Annotated in this window: 17 protein-coding genes; 9 read left to right on the forward strand and 8 right to left on the reverse strand. The window is 62.1% G+C overall.

Annotation, left to right across the window (positions count from 1 at the left end; all coding sequences use genetic code 11):
• Positions 1-123: 123 nt before the first annotated feature.
• Positions 124-1,476 (reverse strand): metalloprotease PmbA, encoded by a 1,353-nt coding sequence (gene pmbA / locus BLU39_RS07875; protein ID WP_092711679.1) that lies wholly within the window; start codon positions 1,474-1,476, stop codon positions 124-126.
• 92 nt (positions 1,477-1,568) lie between these two features.
• Between pmbA and yjgA the strand changes: the two genes are divergently transcribed.
• From yjgA to BLU39_RS07890, 3 genes are all read left to right on the forward strand, one after another.
• Positions 1,569-2,165 (forward strand): ribosome biogenesis factor YjgA, encoded by a 597-nt coding sequence (gene yjgA, locus BLU39_RS07880; protein ID WP_092711682.1) that lies wholly within the window; start codon positions 1,569-1,571, stop codon positions 2,163-2,165.
• Between the two features lie 111 nt (positions 2,166-2,276).
• Positions 2,277-2,906: a molybdopterin adenylyltransferase gene (gene mog, locus BLU39_RS07885; protein WP_092711684.1), complete on the forward strand. Its 630-nt coding sequence runs from the start codon at positions 2,277-2,279 to the stop codon at positions 2,904-2,906.
• Entirely contained in the window at positions 2,903-3,571 is a 669-nt protein-coding gene (locus BLU39_RS07890; RefSeq protein WP_092711686.1) for an alpha/beta hydrolase, read from the forward strand. The genes mog and BLU39_RS07890 overlap by 4 nt, the downstream gene beginning before the upstream one ends.
• Before the next feature lie 62 nt (positions 3,572-3,633).
• Here BLU39_RS07890 and BLU39_RS07895 read toward each other — a convergent pair whose 3' ends face one another.
• From BLU39_RS07895 to BLU39_RS07915, 5 genes are all read right to left on the reverse strand, one after another.
• Entirely contained in the window at positions 3,634-5,193 is a 1,560-nt protein-coding gene (locus BLU39_RS07895) for a S1C family serine protease (protein WP_254788917.1), read from the reverse strand.
• 104 nt (positions 5,194-5,297) lie between these two features.
• Positions 5,298-5,864, reverse strand: a complete 567-nt coding sequence (locus BLU39_RS07900; protein WP_092711691.1) for a carboxymuconolactone decarboxylase family protein — start codon at positions 5,862-5,864, stop codon at positions 5,298-5,300.
• Positions 5,864-6,712: a fumarylacetoacetate hydrolase family protein gene (locus BLU39_RS07905; protein WP_092711693.1), complete on the reverse strand. Its 849-nt coding sequence runs from the start codon at positions 6,710-6,712 to the stop codon at positions 5,864-5,866. Before BLU39_RS07905 ends, BLU39_RS07900 begins: the two co-directional genes overlap by 1 nt.
• Entirely contained in the window at positions 6,657-8,006 is a 1,350-nt protein-coding gene (locus tag BLU39_RS07910; protein WP_175539238.1) for an MFS transporter, read from the reverse strand. Before BLU39_RS07910 ends, BLU39_RS07905 begins: the two co-directional genes overlap by 56 nt.
• A 2-nt stretch (positions 8,007-8,008) precedes the next feature.
• Positions 8,009-9,373 carry a KamA family radical SAM protein gene (locus BLU39_RS07915; RefSeq protein ID WP_254788918.1) on the reverse strand — a complete coding sequence of 455 codons (1,365 nt, stop codon included), beginning with the start codon at positions 9,371-9,373 and terminating at the stop codon, positions 8,009-8,011.
• A 282-nt stretch (positions 9,374-9,655) separates the two neighbouring features.
• On the opposite strand from BLU39_RS07915, the gene BLU39_RS07920 reads away from it, so the two are divergent.
• Together BLU39_RS07920 and BLU39_RS07925 are read left to right on the forward strand one after the other, a co-directional pair.
• Complete coding sequence (locus BLU39_RS07920; RefSeq protein WP_092711697.1) at positions 9,656-10,114, forward strand: cache domain-containing protein; 459 nt, start codon at positions 9,656-9,658, stop codon at positions 10,112-10,114.
• A gap of 68 nt (positions 10,115-10,182) precedes the next feature.
• Complete coding sequence (locus tag BLU39_RS07925) at positions 10,183-11,877, forward strand: methyl-accepting chemotaxis protein (protein WP_092711699.1); 1,695 nt, start codon at positions 10,183-10,185, stop codon at positions 11,875-11,877.
• Here the strand turns inward: BLU39_RS07925 and BLU39_RS07930 are convergent.
• Positions 11,874-12,452, reverse strand: coding sequence for a DNA-3-methyladenine glycosylase (locus BLU39_RS07930; RefSeq protein WP_092711701.1), 579 nt, complete (start codon positions 12,450-12,452; stop codon positions 11,874-11,876). The two genes, BLU39_RS07925 and BLU39_RS07930, sit on opposite strands and share 4 nt — an antisense overlap.
• A gap of 288 nt (positions 12,453-12,740) precedes the next feature.
• Between BLU39_RS07930 and BLU39_RS07935 the strand changes: the two genes are divergently transcribed.
• Complete coding sequence (locus BLU39_RS07935; RefSeq protein ID WP_070254599.1) at positions 12,741-13,607, forward strand: HDOD domain-containing protein; 867 nt, start codon at positions 12,741-12,743, stop codon at positions 13,605-13,607.
• A gap of 107 nt (positions 13,608-13,714) precedes the next feature.
• On the forward strand, positions 13,715-14,923 hold the full coding sequence (locus tag BLU39_RS07940) for a hypothetical protein (RefSeq protein WP_092711703.1): 1,209 nt from the start codon (positions 13,715-13,717) through the stop codon (positions 14,921-14,923).
• Between the two features lie 3 nt (positions 14,924-14,926).
• Here the strand turns inward: BLU39_RS07940 and BLU39_RS07945 are convergent, their stop codons facing one another.
• Entirely contained in the window at positions 14,927-15,451 is a 525-nt protein-coding gene (locus tag BLU39_RS07945) for a DNA-deoxyinosine glycosylase (protein ID WP_254788919.1), read from the reverse strand.
• A gap of 94 nt (positions 15,452-15,545) precedes the next feature.
• Between BLU39_RS07945 and BLU39_RS07950 the strand changes: the two genes are divergently transcribed.
• Together BLU39_RS07950 and BLU39_RS07955 are read left to right on the forward strand one after the other, a co-directional pair.
• On the forward strand, positions 15,546-15,974 hold the full coding sequence (locus BLU39_RS07950; protein WP_092711707.1) for an Mpo1 family 2-hydroxy fatty acid dioxygenase: 429 nt from the start codon (positions 15,546-15,548) through the stop codon (positions 15,972-15,974).
• A 136-nt stretch (positions 15,975-16,110) separates the two neighbouring features.
• Positions 16,111-16,560 (forward strand): outer membrane lipoprotein, encoded by a 450-nt coding sequence (locus BLU39_RS07955; protein WP_034780449.1) that lies wholly within the window; start codon positions 16,111-16,113, stop codon positions 16,558-16,560.
• The last annotated feature ends 273 nt before the right edge of the window (positions 16,561-16,833 follow it).

Raw genomic sequence — 16,833 nt, forward strand, 5'->3', positions numbered from 1 at the left:
TTCGATGGCGACATCATACGAAGGCAATATTTCATCCGTATGACGAGCTGATCACTACTGAAAAAAACCACACGCCCATGAAAAAAGGCGCCAGCGGCGCCTTGAGTGAAGCAAATAACGACGTCAACCGCCCGCCACCACCATGCTTTCGATGAGGATGGAACCCGTCTCTTTGGTGCCGCGGCGCAAGGCGTCGGCGCCCACGGCCACGATGTTGCGCAGCATGTCCTTCATGTTGCCGGCGATGGTGATTTCTTCCACCGGGTATTGAATGACGCCGTTTTCCACCCAGAAACCGGATGCGCCGCGCGAATAGTCGCCCGTCACGTAGTTCGTTCCTTGTCCCATCAGTTCCGTCACCAGCAAGCCCGTGCCCAGCTTTTTCAGCATGGCAACGAAATCGTCGGTGGCGGCCGTCAGCTTCGAGGTCAGGTACAGATTGTGCGAACCGCCCGCGTTGCCCGTCGTCTGCATGCCCAGCTTGCGGGCCGTGTAAGTCGACAGGAAATAGCCTTGCACCACGCCATCCTTGACGACGTCGCGGCTGACGGTTTTCACGCCCTCTTCATCGAACGGTGCCGAACCGACGCCGCCGATCACGTGCGGGTCTTCGAAGATCTGCACGTGCGAGGGCAGCACTTGCGTGCCCAGGGAATCGTTCAGGAATGTGGACTTGCGGTACAGGGCGCCGCCCGAGGTCGCTTGCACATAGGTACCGAGCAAACCGGCCGCCAGCGGTGCCTCGAACAGCACGGGGCAAGTACGCGTGCCCAGCTTGCGCGCATTCAGGCGCGACAGGGCGCGCTCGGCGGCGTAACGGCCGATGGCTTCCGGGCTAGCCATTTTGGCGGCGTCGCGCACGGACGAATACCAGTCGTCGCGCTGCATCTTCGCGCCCTTGCCGGCGATGGGCGCCACGGACAGGGTGTGGCGCGAAAACGGGTAGCCGCCGATGAAGCCGCGCGAGTTGGCGGAAACGAAATGCGATTGCTGCACGTGCACGCTGGCGCCCTCGCTGTTGGTGATGCGCGGATCGACGGCGAACGCGGCCGCTTCGGCCCGCTGGGCCAGCGCGACGGCTTCCTCGGTGGAAATGAGCCAGGGATAGAACAGTTGCAAGTCGCGGGGGGACATTTCCAGCATGTCGGCGTCGGCCAGGCCGGCGCAATCGTCCTCGGCCGTGAAACGGGCGATGTTGTAGGCGGCGTCCACCGTGGCGCGCAGGGCGGACGGCGAAAAGTCGGAGGTGCTGGCATTGCCGCGCTTCTTGCCGACAAACACGGTCACGCCCATGCCCTTGTCCTTGTTTTGCTCGATCGTCTCGATCTTGCCTTTTCGTACAGAAACGGACAGGCCACCGCCTTCGCTGACTTCGACGGCAGCGTCGGTGCCGCCCGCTTCCCGCGCAAAAGACAACACATCACGGGCCAGTTGCTGCAATTGCTCTTGACTATGGGTAAATACGGAGTCGTTCATGCGCTGTTTTCTTCGGAAAGCCGCTAAAAAGGTTATCATAGCAGTCGTTTACAGTTTACAGGTGCGGCCTACGCGGCCAATCCCGCCTTATCATGCCAAATCCAAACCGGGGAGCTTGCGGCTTCCAATCGACCGAATTCGAACAGGAATATGAACGTCCTTCGAAGTCGGAACTCAAGCGCCAGATGACCGTCCTGCAAAAGCTGGGCGAAGAACTCGTCAATGAGGCACGTGACCGCGTCAAGCGCGTCCCAATGCCGGAAGACGTGCGCGACGCCATTCTCGAATGCCAGCAAATCAAGGACCACGAAGGCCGCCGCCGCCAGCTGCAATACGTGGGCAAGAAGATGCGCACCCTGGATGAAGAAGAAGTTGCCGCCATCCAACGCACCATCGATAGCTGGAAAGGCTTGTCGAAAGCCGACACGGCCAATATGCACGCGATGGAACGCCGCCGCGACAAGCTGTTGACGGATGACAAGGCGTTGACCGTCTTGCTGTCGGAAAACCCGGAACTGGACGTGCAGCACCTGCGCACCCTGATCCGCAATGCCCGCAAGGAACAGGCCGAGAACAAGCCGCCCAAAGCCTACCGCGAAATCTTCCAGATCTTGAAAGAGATCGCCAAGAAGAACAACAGCGGCAAGAAAGATGCCGACGAAGATGGCGTTGAAGGCGAAGACGAATAAACCCCAGGCACGGACTGGGGTCGGACCCTCAGGGTACGACCCCGGCTTTTGCACTTGGGTTGGCAAAAACCGGGATCAGCCCGGTTTTTTTACGACATAGACAGGTGCCCCATGACTACGATAGAAGACGAATTGATTATCGGCCTCGTGTCGATCTCGGACCGCGCCAGCGGTGGCGTGTATGAAGACCTGGGCATCCCTGCCCTGGAAAGCTGGCTGTCCGCCGCCATCCGCACGCCATTCCGCCTGGAAAAGCGTCTGATCCCGGACGAGCGCTCGCAGATTGAAAACACCCTGATCGACATGGTCGACCTGAACCACTGCCACCTGATCCTGACGACGGGCGGCACGGGCCCGGCGCGGCGCGACGTGACGCCGGACGCCACCTTGTCCGTGGGGACCAAGGAAATGCCCGGCTTCGGCGAACAGATGCGCCAGATCAGCCTGCAATTCGTGCCGACGGCGATCCTGTCGCGCCAGGTGGCCGTGATCCGCGAAACGCCCGAGCGCGCCGCCCTGATCATGAACTTGCCGGGCCAGCCGAAAGCCATCAAGGAAACCCTGGAAGGGCTGAAAGATGCCGCTGGCGTGCAACTGGTGAACGGCATCTTTGCCGCCGTGCCATATTGCATCGACCTCATCGGTGGTCCCTACATGGAAACTGATCCGGCCATCTGCAAGGCCTTCCGTCCCAAATCGGCGCTGCGTCCGGCGCAACCATTACCAGAGGAAAACACATGAGCACCTTGCTGGAAACCATAGAACTCGACAGCGCACCGAATCCCACCGTTTCCATCATCTGGATGCACGGGCTGGGCGCCGACGGCAACGACTTCGTGCCGTTGGTCAAAGAACTCGACTTGCGCGGCTGCCCCGCCATCCGCTTCATTTTCCCCAGCGCCGGCACCATGCCCGTCACCATCAACAACGGCTATGTGATGCGCGCCTGGTACGACATCCTCGTAAACGACCTCGTGCGCCGTGAAGACGAGGGCGGCCTGCGCGCCTCGCAAGCCCAGATCGAAGCGCTGATCGCGCGCGAAAAGGCGCGCGGCATTCCCGCCAGCCGCATCATCCTGGCCGGCTTCTCGCAAGGCTGCGCCATGACCTTGCAAACGGGCTTGCGCCACGCGGAGCCGCTGGCCGGCCTGATGTGCCTGTCCGGCTATCTGCCGCTGGCCGACAAGACGGCGCTTGAGCGCACCCCGGCGAGCCTGCACACGCCGATCTTCATGGCGCATGGCACGGCCGACCCCGTGGTGCCGGTCGCCCGCGCACAACAGTCGCGCGACTTGCTCACCGGCATGGGTTACAAGGTGGAATGGCATGAATACATGATGCAGCACTCGCTGTGCCAGGAAGAGATCGACGCCATCGGCGCGTGGCTGAAAAAAGTGCTCGCCTAAAATGAAACAGGCGCGGTGGGCGCCGCGCCTGTTGTTGTACGTGTACGTAACGCCGGGAACGATCAGTTCGCCGGCGTTTTTTCATTCCAGATCTTCAGCATGTCGGGCGACGCTTCCGAGCGGATGCCGTTGTCCGTCAGTATCGATTCCGTCGCCGCCAGCATGTCCTTGCGGGGCACGACGACCATTTCCGCATCGCGCTGCTGGAAGCGGAACGTCAGCAAGTCATCGGTCTGGTCGCGCAACAAGGCCACCAGGTGCGCCAGGCTGCGCACGCGCACGCCATTGACGGAATCGACGACCGAGAAGAAGCGGGTGCTGTAGCCATTCATCAGCTTGTGCGGGAAGAACGGCGCGGCGATCACCACCAGCTCGTCGCGCTCGCTATCGGGCGCATCGCCGCGCCGCGTGGCCAGCGGATTGCCGGCAAACGCCATGCCGCCCAGGATCGCCGGGTTGCCATTCGGCGCCGCCATGAATTCCGTCGTGGCGCGCGAAAACACCATCGGGCCGAAGATGAAATAGGACGGGTAATTGCCCTGCAGGCTGGCGATCAGCATCGGATGCGCCGCCGAGACGGGCACCTTGACTTTCAGGGGCGCGCCCTGGCGCACCACCGTCAGCGGCAATTCGCCGTCTTTCGCCAGCTGCTGCACCCGGTACTGGAAGCGCACGCGGCTGTTGGCATTCAGCTTGACCATGCCCTGGTTGTCGATCGGGAAATCGCCGATATGCGTGATGACATCCCACTCCTTGAGCGGGTAGGCCGCATCCTTGCTGGCCGGCGACATCACGACGGCGCCCTCGACGCCTTTCGCCAGCTTCAGATAGGTGCGCAGCGCGGGATTTTCCAGCGTTTGCGTCACGTCGCGCATGGCCGGCTTGCCCTTGGGGGCGCCACTTTCCTGGTCGCGCAAGAACAGCTCGATTTCCTCGTTGGGGATGATATAGCCGATGTTTTGCGCATTGAGCATGCCGGCAAAGGCCAGGCCGATCATCTTGTCGCCGGCAATCACGGGACCGCCGCTATTGCCCGGGTTGATGGCCGCATCGATCTGGATGCGCAAGCCGGACACGGGGAAGTTGTAGCGCACGAATTCGATGCGCGAAACGATGCCCTTGGTGATCGACAGCGAGGTGCCTCCCGTCGGATAGCCATACGCCAGCACGGCGTCGCGCACGTCCGGCAAGACATTCGCGCGTGGCACCGCCTTGTGGCTGGCGAAAAAACTGTCGTCGTCGATTTTCAGCAAGGCCAGGTCCATGCCGCGCGAGATGGCCAGCACGGTGGCCGGTATCTTGTCGCCAGCGCCATTGGCCTGGATCTGCACCTGGCTGGCATAACCGACCACGTGCGCATTGGTGAGGATGCGGCTGCCTTCGATGACGACGCCGGAACCCGTCACCTCCTGCGGCGCGGCCTTGCTCCACGGCTTGTATGGATCCGGCCCGCGCAGGGTGGAAAATACCTTGACGACGGAGTTTTCCAGGGCGGAAGCGCTGGCGCTGGCGCTGGCGGCCGTCTCGGCGGCAAGCGCGCGCACCGTCATCAAGGGGCAAAAAGAAAGGGCCAGCGCCAGGAAGGCGCGGCCCATCAGGGTGGAACACGGACGAGTTTTCATTGAGCTTGTTGGCAATGGAAGGGAAGTAAAATTATATATTGAATAATTGCAACTTCATTACACTTTGTCCATCTTTGCCGAAGAAGTCCTCTAAACTCCTCTCATCAGGCGGGCATGGGCGGCACGCCCAATGCGGGCACGGCCGTCTGCGCGCCATTCATCACCATGGCCAGGAAGGTGTAATAGCCATTGATGCCCATCAAGTCGACCACGCCGTGCTCGCCGAACAGGGCCAGCGCCAGCGCATACGTGGCATCGCTGACCCGCTTGTTCTGCTGCAGCTCGATGCAAAAGTCGTGCACGGCTTGCTCGTCTTCTTTCAGGGCAGGCGGCACGCGCCGTTCCGCAATGGCGTCCACGGCCGCTTGCGCGATGCCGTTCTGCACGGCCAGCGGCGCATGGATGGCCCACTCGACTTGCTGATCCCACTGGCGCGCCGTCACGAGGATCGCCAGTTCCGACAGCCGCGTGCCGATGGCGCTGCGGTAGCGCAAATACTCTCCCATGCGCTGCGCCGTTTCCATCAGCTCGGGGCTGCGGATCAGCGGCACGAAGGGGCCGTACAGCGCCCCGCGCGGGCCGTCGATGATGGCTTGCGCGGCCGCGCGCTGCTGCGAGTCCAGCTGGTCCAGCGGCAACGCGGGCAAACGGTCGATATCGCTACCGGCCATCAGGCGGTCCAGGCGACCACGTCCTGCTGCTGTTCGCCCAGGCCGGCGATACCCAGACGCATGCTGTCGCCTTTTTTCAGGAAACGCTGCGGCTTGCGGCCCTGGCCCACGCCCGGTGGCGTGCCTGTGGCGATGACGTCGCCCGGTTCCAGGGTCATGAATTGCGACAAATAGCTGACGATCTGCGCCACCGTGAAAATCATGGTTTGCGTATTGCCCGTCTGCATGCGCTTGCCGTTCACTTCCAGGTACAGGTCCAGGTTTTGCTCGTCGATGACTTCATCGCGCGTCACCAGCCACGGGCCGACAGGGCCGAAGGTGTCGCAACCCTTGCCCTTGTCCCACTGGCCGCCCCGTTCCAGCTGGAACGAACGCTCGGAGATGTCGTTGACGACGCAATAGCCGGCCACGTATTTCAAGGCGTCTTCTTCGCTCACGTATTGCGCGCGCGTGCCGATGACCACGCCCAGTTCCACTTCCCAATCCGTCTTCTTGGAACCTTTTGGCAATACGACATTGTCGTCCGGGCCATTCAGGCAAGTAATGGCCTTCATGAAGACGATGGGTTCGGCGGGGATAGCCATGCCGGACTCGGCCGCGTGATCCGCGTAGTTCAGGCCGATGCCAATGAACTTGCCGACTTTCGCCAGCGGCACGCCGAAGCGTGGATTGCCGCGCACGAGAGGCAAGGTCTTTTCGTCGAGCTTGGCCAGCTTGCGCACGGCCTTGTCGGACAGTTGTGTGCCGTCAATATCGGCAATCACGCCGGACAGGTCGCGCAGTTTGCCTTCTTCATCGATCAGGCCCGGTTTTTCCTTGCCTGGACGTCCATAACGAACGAGTTTCATAGTCTTCCTTGGAGTTGATCATTGCCGCTGTGCAGGCTGCCATTTTACCGGATGGCCCGGCACGCCTGTAGCGGTGGATGAAAAACATCGCAAGTCCCGGCAGTTGCAAGGCCGCCAGCACGCCAAACGCCGCCTGGTAGGCCTGCGGCGGATACTGCTGCTGGCTGTTCACGGGCCAGCAGCCGAGGATCAGGCCAAAGCCCGCCTGCACCAGGAAGGCGCCCGTGAAAATGAGCAAATTGAGGCAGGTGGCCGCCCTGCCCGTCAGGCTGGCCGGCATGCTTTGCGCGACGATTGCATACTCGAGCCCCGTTACCGTGCCCAGCAAGGTAAACAGCACGGACAGCAAAGGCAGGCTGGGCACCACATTGCAGGCCATCGCCACTTGCACGGCAACAAACAGGACGATGCCGGCGCCCGCCACTTGCATCGGTTCAATCGCCCGCCGCCCGGCCCACTCCGTCAGCATGCCCATGCCGATGGCGCCGAAGATGACGGCCGCCATGCCCAGGTACAGCAAGTACGCCACATTATCGTCGGACAAGCCGCCCACGTCGGCCAGCCAGCGGCCTATCCATAAACCCTGCACGCCGAAGAACACCGTGTGCGGCAGCAGGATCAGCGCGATGGTGCGGCGAAAACCGGGATCGCGGTACACGCTCCAGACGCTGACCTTGCTCGCCTTGTCCCTGCCGGCGGCAGGCGCGGGCATGGCCGGCGACAGCAGGCGGATCAGCAGGACTATGGCCAGCGCCGCCAGCGCCAGGCCCAGGAAGACGCCGCGCCAATCCGTGTAGTGCAGGGCCAGCTTGACGGGCATGGTGGCCGTGGCCGCACCCAGGCCGCCCACGGCGATCAGATAGCCATGCATGGAAGGCAGGCGCGATGGGGCGATGGCGCACGAGATCGCTTTCACGGCCGCCATGAAACAGCCGCCCAGGCCAGCTCCCATCAAGGCGCGCGCCCACATCAGCCCGGCAAAGCTATGGCCCCGGCTGAACAGCCACACGCCCAGGGCCGCCAGCGCCAGCAGCCACAGTTGCACCGTGCGGGGACCGTAGCGGTCGAGCGCCATGCCGACCGGCAATTGCACCAGCGCAAAGGCGAGAAAAAAGGCGCTGGTCAGCAGGCCCAGCTGGGCTGGCGTCAGGGCGACGGAAGCCAGCAATTCGACCGTCAGCACGGCGTTGACGCCGCGCAGCAGGCACGACAGATAATGTCCGAGCGCGAACGGCAGGAATACCAGGCAAAACACGGCCACGCCGGAGCGGGCAGACGCAACGGCCGCGTGCATGCTCAGGCGGCCTGTGCCAGGCGGATGATTTTGTGCGGCAACTGCGGCACGGGCTCATCCGTTTCAAAGAAAAACTTGTCGTGGCCGAACGCGGGCTTCAAATGGTCCAGCCACGTCGCTTCCGCATCGAACTTGGCATAAAACGGCCGGCGCACCCAGTCCGGGTTACGCGCCTGCAAAAATTGCAGGGCAAACAGTTTTTCGCCGTTGATGGTGACGATGCCGTCGATGACGACCTTGCCGGGAAAAGCGCTCATGGACGGTCCCCGCACCGTGCGCGACAGGCCGGACACCATCTGGTAGGCGGCCTGGAAAATCTCGTGCGCCTTCGCCAAGGGCAACTCGAAATAGCCGCGCGGACCCGTGTCCCGCTCGACGAACATGTAATACGGAATCGCCCCCAGGCGCGTGCCCGTCTGCCACAGTTCGGCCCAGCTTGCCGGATCTTCATTGATGTGGCGGATCAGCGGCCCCTGCATGCGCAAGGTGGCGCCCGTGGAGACGATGCGTTTCACGGCTTGCTGGGCGATGTCCTGGCGCAACTCGACGGCATGGCTGTAATGGCCCATCACGGCCAGGTTCTTGCCCGCCTTGACGATGCGCTCGAACAGGCGCATCAAGTCATCCGCATCGCGGTCGGAAACAAAACGCTGCGGCCAGTACGCCACCGCCTTGGTGCCGATGCGAATGTTCTGGATATGTTCCAGGCCCGGCGCCAGCAGCGGCTCCAGGTAGGCGGCCAGTTGCCGCGTGTTCATGATCATCGGGTCGCCGCCCGTGAACAGCACGTCCGTCACTTCCGGATGCAGTTTCAGGTAGGCGACCAGCTCGTGCGACTCGCGCGCATCGAACTTCATGTCGTCCATGCCGACGAACTGGGGCCAACGGAAACAGAAAGTGCAATACGCGTGGCAAGTCTGGCCCGCGCTGGGGAAGAACAGCACCGTTTGCGCATATTTATGCTGCAAGCCGCGCACGGGCGCGTCGTTGACCCGCGGCACGTTGTGCGTCATCTGGCCGGCCGGATGGGGATTCATACCCAGGCGCAAGCCATGCACATAGGCGTCGATGGCGGCCTTGTCCTGCTTGACCAGCACCAGGTCGCGCAAGTGCGCGTACTGCTCGGGCGGCAGCATATCGCGGTGGGGAAAGACGAGACGGTAGATGGGATCGTCAGGGATGTTGTTCCAGTCGATCAGCTGGTCGAGCACATATTCATTGGTGCGAAACGGCAACACGTGCGACACCACTTGCACGGCTGCACGCTGCTCTTCAGGCAGCCATTTCCACTGCCGCGCCTGTTGTATGGTTTGCCGCGTATATGGCTTGAACTTGGGTGGAAACGGCTCGGTAATGTTTGCGGACACGGTCGGCTCCTTGCCTGTAAATAGCGTTAACTTTCATGAAATTGGCCATATGCCAGCCAATTCCAGCCTTTTCCTCCCGCATGCGAGATCACCCCGGCATGCTGTGAAAGTCATCATAGTTCTTGCTTTTCGGAACCAAATTGCTGCATATCAACAAGCCGTCGAAACGTTGCATGCTGCCTACAAGCAACACCTTAGTTTGTTCCATCGCAATCTGAGACGGACTTCGGCAACGTAAATTACGACTTGGCAACACATCCCTCGATATCACAAGGAGCTTTCATGCAACGCTTATTCACGGGTAGCCTGCTGTGCCTGGCATTTGCCGGCGGCGGCGTCAGCGCCGCGGTCGAACCAACGGAAAAAGATGCGATCGCCATGGCCGAACGGGGCGCCGCCTTCATGAAGGCGCATGGCAAGGAAGAAATGATGAAGAAAATCACGGCGAAGGACCCGGACTTCGTGCAGGGCTCGCTGTATGTGGACATGCGCGACATCAAGACGGGCATCGTGCTGGCCCACCCCATCAATCCTTCCATCGTGGGCAAGGATTTGACGGACGTGCCCGATGCGAACGGCAAGAAATATCGCCGTGAAATCATCGAGCTGGCGCAAAAACAGGGCAAGGGCTGGGTCGATTACCAGTACAAGAATCCCACCAGCGGCAAGATCGAACCGAAGACCACCTACATCCTGCGCGTCAACGACGTGGTGCTGGAAGCGGGCATCTACAAAAAATAAGGCAGGGGCGGCGCGCATGCACGCCGCGCGCCGCCTGCGGTGTGAACAGCCATAGCCAGGAGTCAAGCATGCTCAATCAATTACGCATCGGACCAAAATTATTGCTGGCGCCCTCCCTGGTCTTGCTGCTGCTGATACTCAGCTCGACGGGCGCCTGGTATGGCATGGTGCGGCAAAATGCCTCGCTGGAAAACATGGTGCGGGTGCGCATCACACACTTGAAGGCGGCCGCCGACGTGGCCGGCGACGCCAAAGAGGTGCATGGCAATATGTACCAGTTGCTGTCATGGACGAATGGCAGTTTCGCCAAGGCCCGCCTCGACACATTGGAGCAACAGATCAAGGCGCGCCACGCGGCCATCGGCACCCAGCTGGCCACGCTGCGCACCACGGCCACGGACGCCGAGCGCAGCCTCGTCGATGCGGCCATCGCGGCCCTGGCCGGCTATCGCAAGGCCGTGCTGGAAACCATGGAAATGGCGCAGATGGACCAGTCGATCGCCACCAATTCCATGCTCAAGGCGGAAACCCAGTTCGTGCAGTTCAATACCCAGCTGGCGCAACTGTCGGCCCTGGAAACGACGCTCAGCAGCCAGGCCCATGCGGCCGCCAGCGCCGAGTTTCGCAGCCTGGGCTGGAGCTTGCTGCTGACGGTGCTGCTGTCTATTCTCGTCTCCATCGTCGTGACCATGCTGGTGCGGCGCGCCATGCTGGTGGAAATCCGCGGCATTGCCGACGCCGTGCAAGACTTGGCGGCGGGCAAGCTGACGGCCGGCGCGCCCAAGCAGGGCAATGACGAAATCGCCGCCACGTCGCGCGTGCTGGACCAGACCATCGCCCACCTGAACCAGACCTTGCGCACCATCATGGGCGCCGTGCAATCGATCGACACGGCGTCGCGTGAAATTGCCACCGGCAACCTGGATTTATCGGCGCGCACGGAAATGCAGGCCAGTTCGCTGGAAGAAACGTCGAGCGCCATGGAAGCGCTGACGCAAGCCGTCAATGACAATGCCGATAATGCCCAGCTGGCCTGCGAACTGGCGGGGCAAGCTTCCACCCTGGCCGTGCAAGGGGGCGCGGCCATGCAGCAGGCGGTGACGACGATGGCGACGATACGGGCCAATTCGCGCCAGATCGTGGATATTATCGGCGTAATCGATGGCATTTCCTTCCAGACCAATATCCTTGCGCTGAATGCGGCGGTGGAAGCGGCGCGCGCGGGAGAACAAGGCCGCGGCTTTGCCGTGGTGGCGTCCGAAGTGCGCACCCTGGCGCAGCGTTCGGCCCAGGCGGCCAGGGAAATCAAGACCCTGATCGCCACATCCGTCACCACCATCGATGGCGGCAGCGTGGCCGTGCAGCAAGCAGGCGACAGCATGGGCGCCATCGTGGCCTCGGTGCAGCAAGTCAATGCAATCATCCAGCGCGTGAAAGAAGCCAGCGCGGAGCAGGCGTCCGGCATCACGGAAGTGAATCAGGCCGTCACGCAGATGGATGACGTCACCCAGCAAAATGCGGCCCTCGTGGAGCAGGCGGCGGCAGCGGCGGCCAGCTTGCAGGACCAGGCCGTCAAATTGTCGGCGGCCGTGGCCGTGTTCACCCTCGACCCGCTGGCGCCCGCCCAGCCCGCCACGCCGGACGAGGAAGCGTTCCGGCATCTGGCCAGTGCGCAGCAGGAACGGCGCGCACTGCACAGCCCGCTGCGCGGCATGCCCGGCTTGCACGGCGCAAACACGACGCCACAGCGCCGGCGCAGCTAGCTGGCCGGCGCGCGCATCGGTTTGCTCAAGTGAGGCGAACCGGCCAGCACGAAGCGCCACGGCGTCTCCATCGCCTTGGAAATACCGATGCGCGGGCCAGCGTGTACCGTCACCTCTTCCTCGCGCGCCAGGAGCATGAATGGCGGCGCATCGAGCGCCAGCCGGTTGTGCATATGCGTGACCCCGAGCGCCTGGCACACCTTGCCCGGCCCCGAGCACAGCAGCCGCGCATCCTCGACGCCGCGCCGTTCGCGCATGGCATCGAGTCCCATCACGGGCTCGATGGCGCGGATCAGCACGCCCGCGCCATGGCCCGCTTCGCGGCACACAAAGTTCAGGCACCAGTGGATGCCATACGAGCGGTAGACATAGGCGTGCGCGGGCGGGCCGAACATGGCCGCATTGCGCGGCGTCATGCCGCCATACGTGTGCGAGGCCGGGTCCAGCCGGTCATACGCTTCCGTTTCCACGATGCGCCCGCCCACGCCATCGACCAGCACGGTCACGCCGATCAGCTGGCGCGCCACGCTGCTGGAATCGTCCGCAAAATCGATACCCGCGAGGATTTTTTTCATCCGGCAATTGTACTGCCGCCCATCCCGCCGCACGCCTACCCCGCTTGAAAACAAATAAAACTTGATTTTTTTATCACAAATATCACGATGGGCCGCGTCGTAAAATGACGAAAATCGCGGCTGGGCCGGGCCAACACAGGGATTTTTGCGAGAATATATTGCAGATATGAACTATTGCCATGCATAAACAGCGATAATCGTCGGGCACTGCGCCAGACGCTCATGCAGCGGGCAGCGGCAGCGCACGACAGAATAAGCACCGGGCACAAAAATGATGATGAAAGCGTGATGATGAGAGCGGCAGCGCAAAAGCAGGTAGTGCAGGAAGATCCGGTTGACGCCCTGATGCGTTCCATCCGCATCCCGCCGCGTCCCAGCCTGCTGGTCGACCTGCAGCGCGAACTGGCGGAACAGGACCCGTCGCCGCGCCGCATCGCGCGCATCATCGCCGACGACGTCGGTATGTCCGGTGCCCTGCTGAAATTGGCCAATTCACCGTTCTATGGCGCCGCGCGCAAGGCCAAGTCCGTCGAGCAAGGCATCAACTTTCTCGGCATCAATCAGTGCAGCGCCATGATGACGGGCTTGCTGGCACGCCAGGCGCTGGAAGCGGAAGGCGTGGAACTGACCAACTTCTGGGATGTGTCGGCCAAGCGCGCGCGCGCCCTGGTATTTACTTCGCGCAAGCTGCGCATCGCCCCGCCCGACATCGCCCACACCTTCGGCCTGTTCTGCGACATCGGCGTGCCCCTGCTGATGAACCGCTTTCCCGACTACGTCAACACGTATGCGGCGGCGGCCAACGATGCGCACAATTGTTTTACGACACTGGAAGACGCGCGCCACCAGACCAACCACGCGGCCATCGGCTGCTTGCTTGCGCGCAACTGGGGCTTGTCCTCCGACGTGTCGTGGGCGATTCTGCATCACCACGACTACACGGTGCTGGCCGACCCGTCCACGGACGACGCCATCCGCTCGCTCGTCGCCCTGTCGCTGCTGGCCGAAAAGGGCATTCAGCGCTACCATGGCAACAGTACCTCGCTCGAGTGGGACAAGGGCGGCGAACTTGCTTGCCAGCATCTTGGCCTGTCGCAGGAAGAAGCCGCCGACCTGCTCGACGAATTGCACGAGATGTTCGATACCGACCATTGAGGTATCAGGCGGCCGCGTCCGCCTGTATGATCTGTCCCGGCGCCTGGCCTGAGCCATGGCGCCCGTTTCCGTTTGCCTGACCCGTATTTCTTAACCTGTTGACCGCCATGCCCAAAAATAAGCGCCCTGTCCCCCGTAAATCCGCCAACACGCCTGAAGACAAGGACGAGTCCGTCACGCGCATGCTGTGCACGATGGCCTTAAACCTGGCGGAGCAGGAAGACAGCGAATCGCAGGGCACGGTACTGGCCGAGCAGGCCGTCGAGTTCGGCCGCCTGATCCGCAAGGCCTTGAATCAAAAGAAGGATGAAATCCTGTACGACGCCATCGAGCGTTCGAAATACGAAGACGTGGGCGCCTACCAGTATCTGCGCAGCCATATCGAGGAAGCGGCGTCCGTTTCCGTGATCCGCCGCGACAACGCGCCGTCCATGGAAATCAACGCCTTCGTCGTGCCCCTGCTGGTGCAAAGCACGGGCGGCCTGAAGGAAGCGGACAGTTTCCAGGACCAGGACGCTTTCGAAGCGCTGGTGAAAAGTTTCCAGCAGGCAGAGCTGGAAAGCGCCAAGGCCAAGGTGGTCCTGATGAGCCATGCCTACGACCTCGATGAAATCGACCGCATCACCTACAGCCACCTGCACGAAATGGTGCGCGATGCCTATAGCTCGATGACGGACAAGAAGATCGTCGCCACGCCGGGCCTGGAAAGCAGCATCGTCGGCTGGAGCGAAACGGCTTTCGGTCCGCAGGACACGGCCGTCGAACTGCGCTTCCTGCTGGGCTTTGCCTTGAAACGCGTGGACGACCCGTTCTATGCGGAACCAAAGGATGAAGCGGCGCTCGACGCCTGGTTCGACGCGCGCATGGCCCGCTACCAGCAGTGGACGACGGAAGTGGGCGAACTCGTCAAGCGTTGCCTGGCGCCGGCCGGCAGCGCCCTGGAAGTAAGTTTCCTCTACCAGGATCTGTTCCACGGCGGCAAGGAACAAGGCATGAGCGAGTACGCGATGTTGCAGATGATGTCCGGCATCAACCATGCACTGGCGGAAAACAAGGTAGATGCCGGCGACGTCTCGGTGGTCGTCGGACCGGCCAATAAACATGGCGAAATGCTGCTGCGCGTCAACGTCAGCACGGCGAACGGCCAACTGCTGCACAGCGCCGACAAGCCGCTGGACCTGGCCGCCGACCTGCAGGACGAAGTCGACGACATCTGCGACGCGCTGGCCACCATCGGCGTGACGCAATTGTCCGTGGCGCTGAAATTCGATGCCAAGGGACAGCCGCTGGAAGCGCAACCGTACGCGCCGGCGTAAGCTTTACAAGGGCTGTAGTGTTTTCCATTGCAGCAACTTGGCGCCATACGCGAGCGTGTAAGCCGGGCTGCTCGACGGCAAACTGACGATGCGGTAGCGCTGGGCGTGCTCGCCCAGCACCTTGATGCCCAGCTTCGCGGCCGTGCCGCCGTTGAAGGCGATCGTCTGCAACTGGGGCAGGCTGGCGGCCAGGGCCACGAGATCGTTATCGTCGCGGTCGCGGATATTGCTGTCCAGGCTGCCCGTTCGCTGCGCCTGCGCCACCACGTCCCACAATCCCACGCCGTGCGCCAGCAAGGTCGCCAGACGTTCCTCATAGGCCTGGCTTTTCAAATCCACGCCCAGCACTTCGCCCAGCAGCATCCAGAACTTGTTTTGCGGATGCGCATAGTACTGGCTGTGCGCCAGCGATTTTTCGCCGGGCAAGCTGCCCAGTATCAGCAAGCGCGTGCCGGCATCGACGACGGGATCGAAACAGCGCTTGCGCGGGTCGGCGGCGGCGTCTGGCAAGATGGCTGGGCTATTCAAATGCGCGGTCCTGAAGGGGAAATGAAAGGCCATTTTACCCGGCCATGCGACGGTGTAGAATTCCCGGACAACATCCCTATACAAGAGACCACCCATGCGCACCATCGACACCCTGCTGGCCCAGTATGGCGAAAGCCACCGCAACCACGTCAATGAATGGGTGCACATCGTGTGCGTGCCGCTGATCGTTTTCAGCTTGCTGGGGCTGCTGTGGAGCGCGCATCCCAGCGTGGCGCTGCTCTGCAGTATTCTGGCCTTATACTATTACTACAAGCTGTCGCGCCCGTTTGCGGCGGGCATGCTGGCGATGCTGGCCGCCATGCTGGGCCTGCTGCTGCTGATGCCCCCGCTGACCATCCTGCCCGCGTCGCTGGCGCTGTTCGTGCTGGCCTGGATAGGCCAGTTCATCGGCCACCAGATCGAAGGCAAGAAACCGTCGTTTTTGGACGATTTGCGCTTTTTACTGGTGGGACCGCTGTTCGTGCTGGGATTTTTGTACCGGCGCCTGCGGCTGGCGTATTGAGCGGCAAGCGGTTACGTGTAGCTGGTAACAGATTTTTACCATTCGTAACTAGTTATCTGAGGCAAGTGTCCTTATGATAAGTCATCATCTGCCGGTCGACGCAATCGGCAACCTACTTTGTCCAAGGGAGTTCCACATGAAAGCACCAATTATTGCAGTGGCATTGCTCGCCACCCTGGCCGGCTGCGCCGTACAACCGAATTCGGCAAACGTCTACAACGCGCGCCAGGCGCAAAATGAACAATCGGTCCGCATGGGCACGGTTGAATCCGTGCGCCAGGTAACCATCGACAAGGGTGAAACGGGCACGGGCGTGCTGGCGGGCGCGGCGCTGGGCGGCGTGGCCGGCTCGACAGTCGGTGGCGGCAAGGGCGCCATCGCGGCCAGCATCCTCGGCGCCGTCGCTGGCGGCATGGCCGGCAAAAGCATCGAAGCGAATGCCTCGAACAAGCCCGGCCTGGAAATCACCGTGCGCCTGGACAATGGCGACATGCGCGCCATCGTGCAGGACGCCGACGAGCTGTTCCGCCCGGGCGAGCGCGTGCGCCTGCTGTCGGACGGCCGCAAGACCCGCGTCACGCACTGATCTGCCAGCCGGCGCATGCGCTCAGCCGAATGCGCCGGCAGCGAGCAAGACCGAAGGGTGCAGCCAGATGGCAATCACCGCCGTCACGGCGACATACGCAAGCACGCTCCATACTTTGATCTGCAGTGAGGCTGGCATGGCGGTCTCCCTTCAAAGATGCAATCCGGAAAATATTTACTTAATATTAATGTAAATATTTTCATAAATTCAACATTTTCCAGGAGCACTGCGCTGGCTCAATGCCCGCTGTCTCCTGGTTGCACATCGAGCAAG

It is taken from the genome of Janthinobacterium sp. OK676 (assembly GCF_900103595.1).
In the GTDB taxonomy this organism is placed as follows: Bacteria; Pseudomonadota; Gammaproteobacteria; order Burkholderiales; family Burkholderiaceae_D; genus Janthinobacterium.

Excerpts from the sequence above, each read along its gene's own strand:
- BLU39_RS07900 (WP_092711691.1), bottom strand. The coding sequence starts at position 5,864 with ATGGCCGGTAGCGATATCGACCGTTTGCCCGCGTTGCCGCTGGACCAG.
- BLU39_RS07935 (WP_070254599.1), top strand. The coding sequence starts at position 12,741 with ATGATGAGAGCGGCAGCGCAAAAGCAGGTAGTGCAGGAAGATCCGGTT.
- BLU39_RS07950 (WP_092711707.1), top strand. The coding sequence starts at position 15,546 with ATGCGCACCATCGACACCCTGCTGGCCCAGTATGGCGAAAGCCACCGC.
- mog (WP_092711684.1), top strand. The coding sequence starts at position 2,277 with ATGACTACGATAGAAGACGAATTGATTATCGGCCTCGTGTCGATCTCG.
- BLU39_RS07930 (WP_092711701.1), bottom strand. The coding sequence starts at position 12,452 with ATGAAAAAAATCCTCGCGGGTATCGATTTTGCGGACGATTCCAGCAGC.
- yjgA (WP_092711682.1), top strand. The coding sequence starts at position 1,569 with ATGCCAAATCCAAACCGGGGAGCTTGCGGCTTCCAATCGACCGAATTC.
- BLU39_RS07905 (WP_092711693.1), bottom strand. The coding sequence starts at position 6,712 with ATGAAACTCGTTCGTTATGGACGTCCAGGCAAGGAAAAACCGGGCCTG.
- BLU39_RS07925 (WP_092711699.1), top strand. The coding sequence starts at position 10,183 with ATGCTCAATCAATTACGCATCGGACCAAAATTATTGCTGGCGCCCTCC.
- BLU39_RS07920 (WP_092711697.1), top strand. The coding sequence starts at position 9,656 with ATGCAACGCTTATTCACGGGTAGCCTGCTGTGCCTGGCATTTGCCGGC.
- BLU39_RS07895 (WP_254788917.1), bottom strand. The coding sequence starts at position 5,193 with ATGAAAACTCGTCCGTGTTCCACCCTGATGGGCCGCGCCTTCCTGGCG.
- BLU39_RS07910 (WP_175539238.1), bottom strand. The coding sequence starts at position 8,006 with ATGCACGCGGCCGTTGCGTCTGCCCGCTCCGGCGTGGCCGTGTTTTGC.
- BLU39_RS07940 (WP_092711703.1), top strand. The coding sequence starts at position 13,715 with ATGCCCAAAAATAAGCGCCCTGTCCCCCGTAAATCCGCCAACACGCCT.
- pmbA (WP_092711679.1), bottom strand. The coding sequence starts at position 1,476 with ATGAACGACTCCGTATTTACCCATAGTCAAGAGCAATTGCAGCAACTG.
- BLU39_RS07955 (WP_034780449.1), top strand. The coding sequence starts at position 16,111 with ATGAAAGCACCAATTATTGCAGTGGCATTGCTCGCCACCCTGGCCGGC.
- BLU39_RS07890 (WP_092711686.1), top strand. The coding sequence starts at position 2,903 with ATGAGCACCTTGCTGGAAACCATAGAACTCGACAGCGCACCGAATCCC.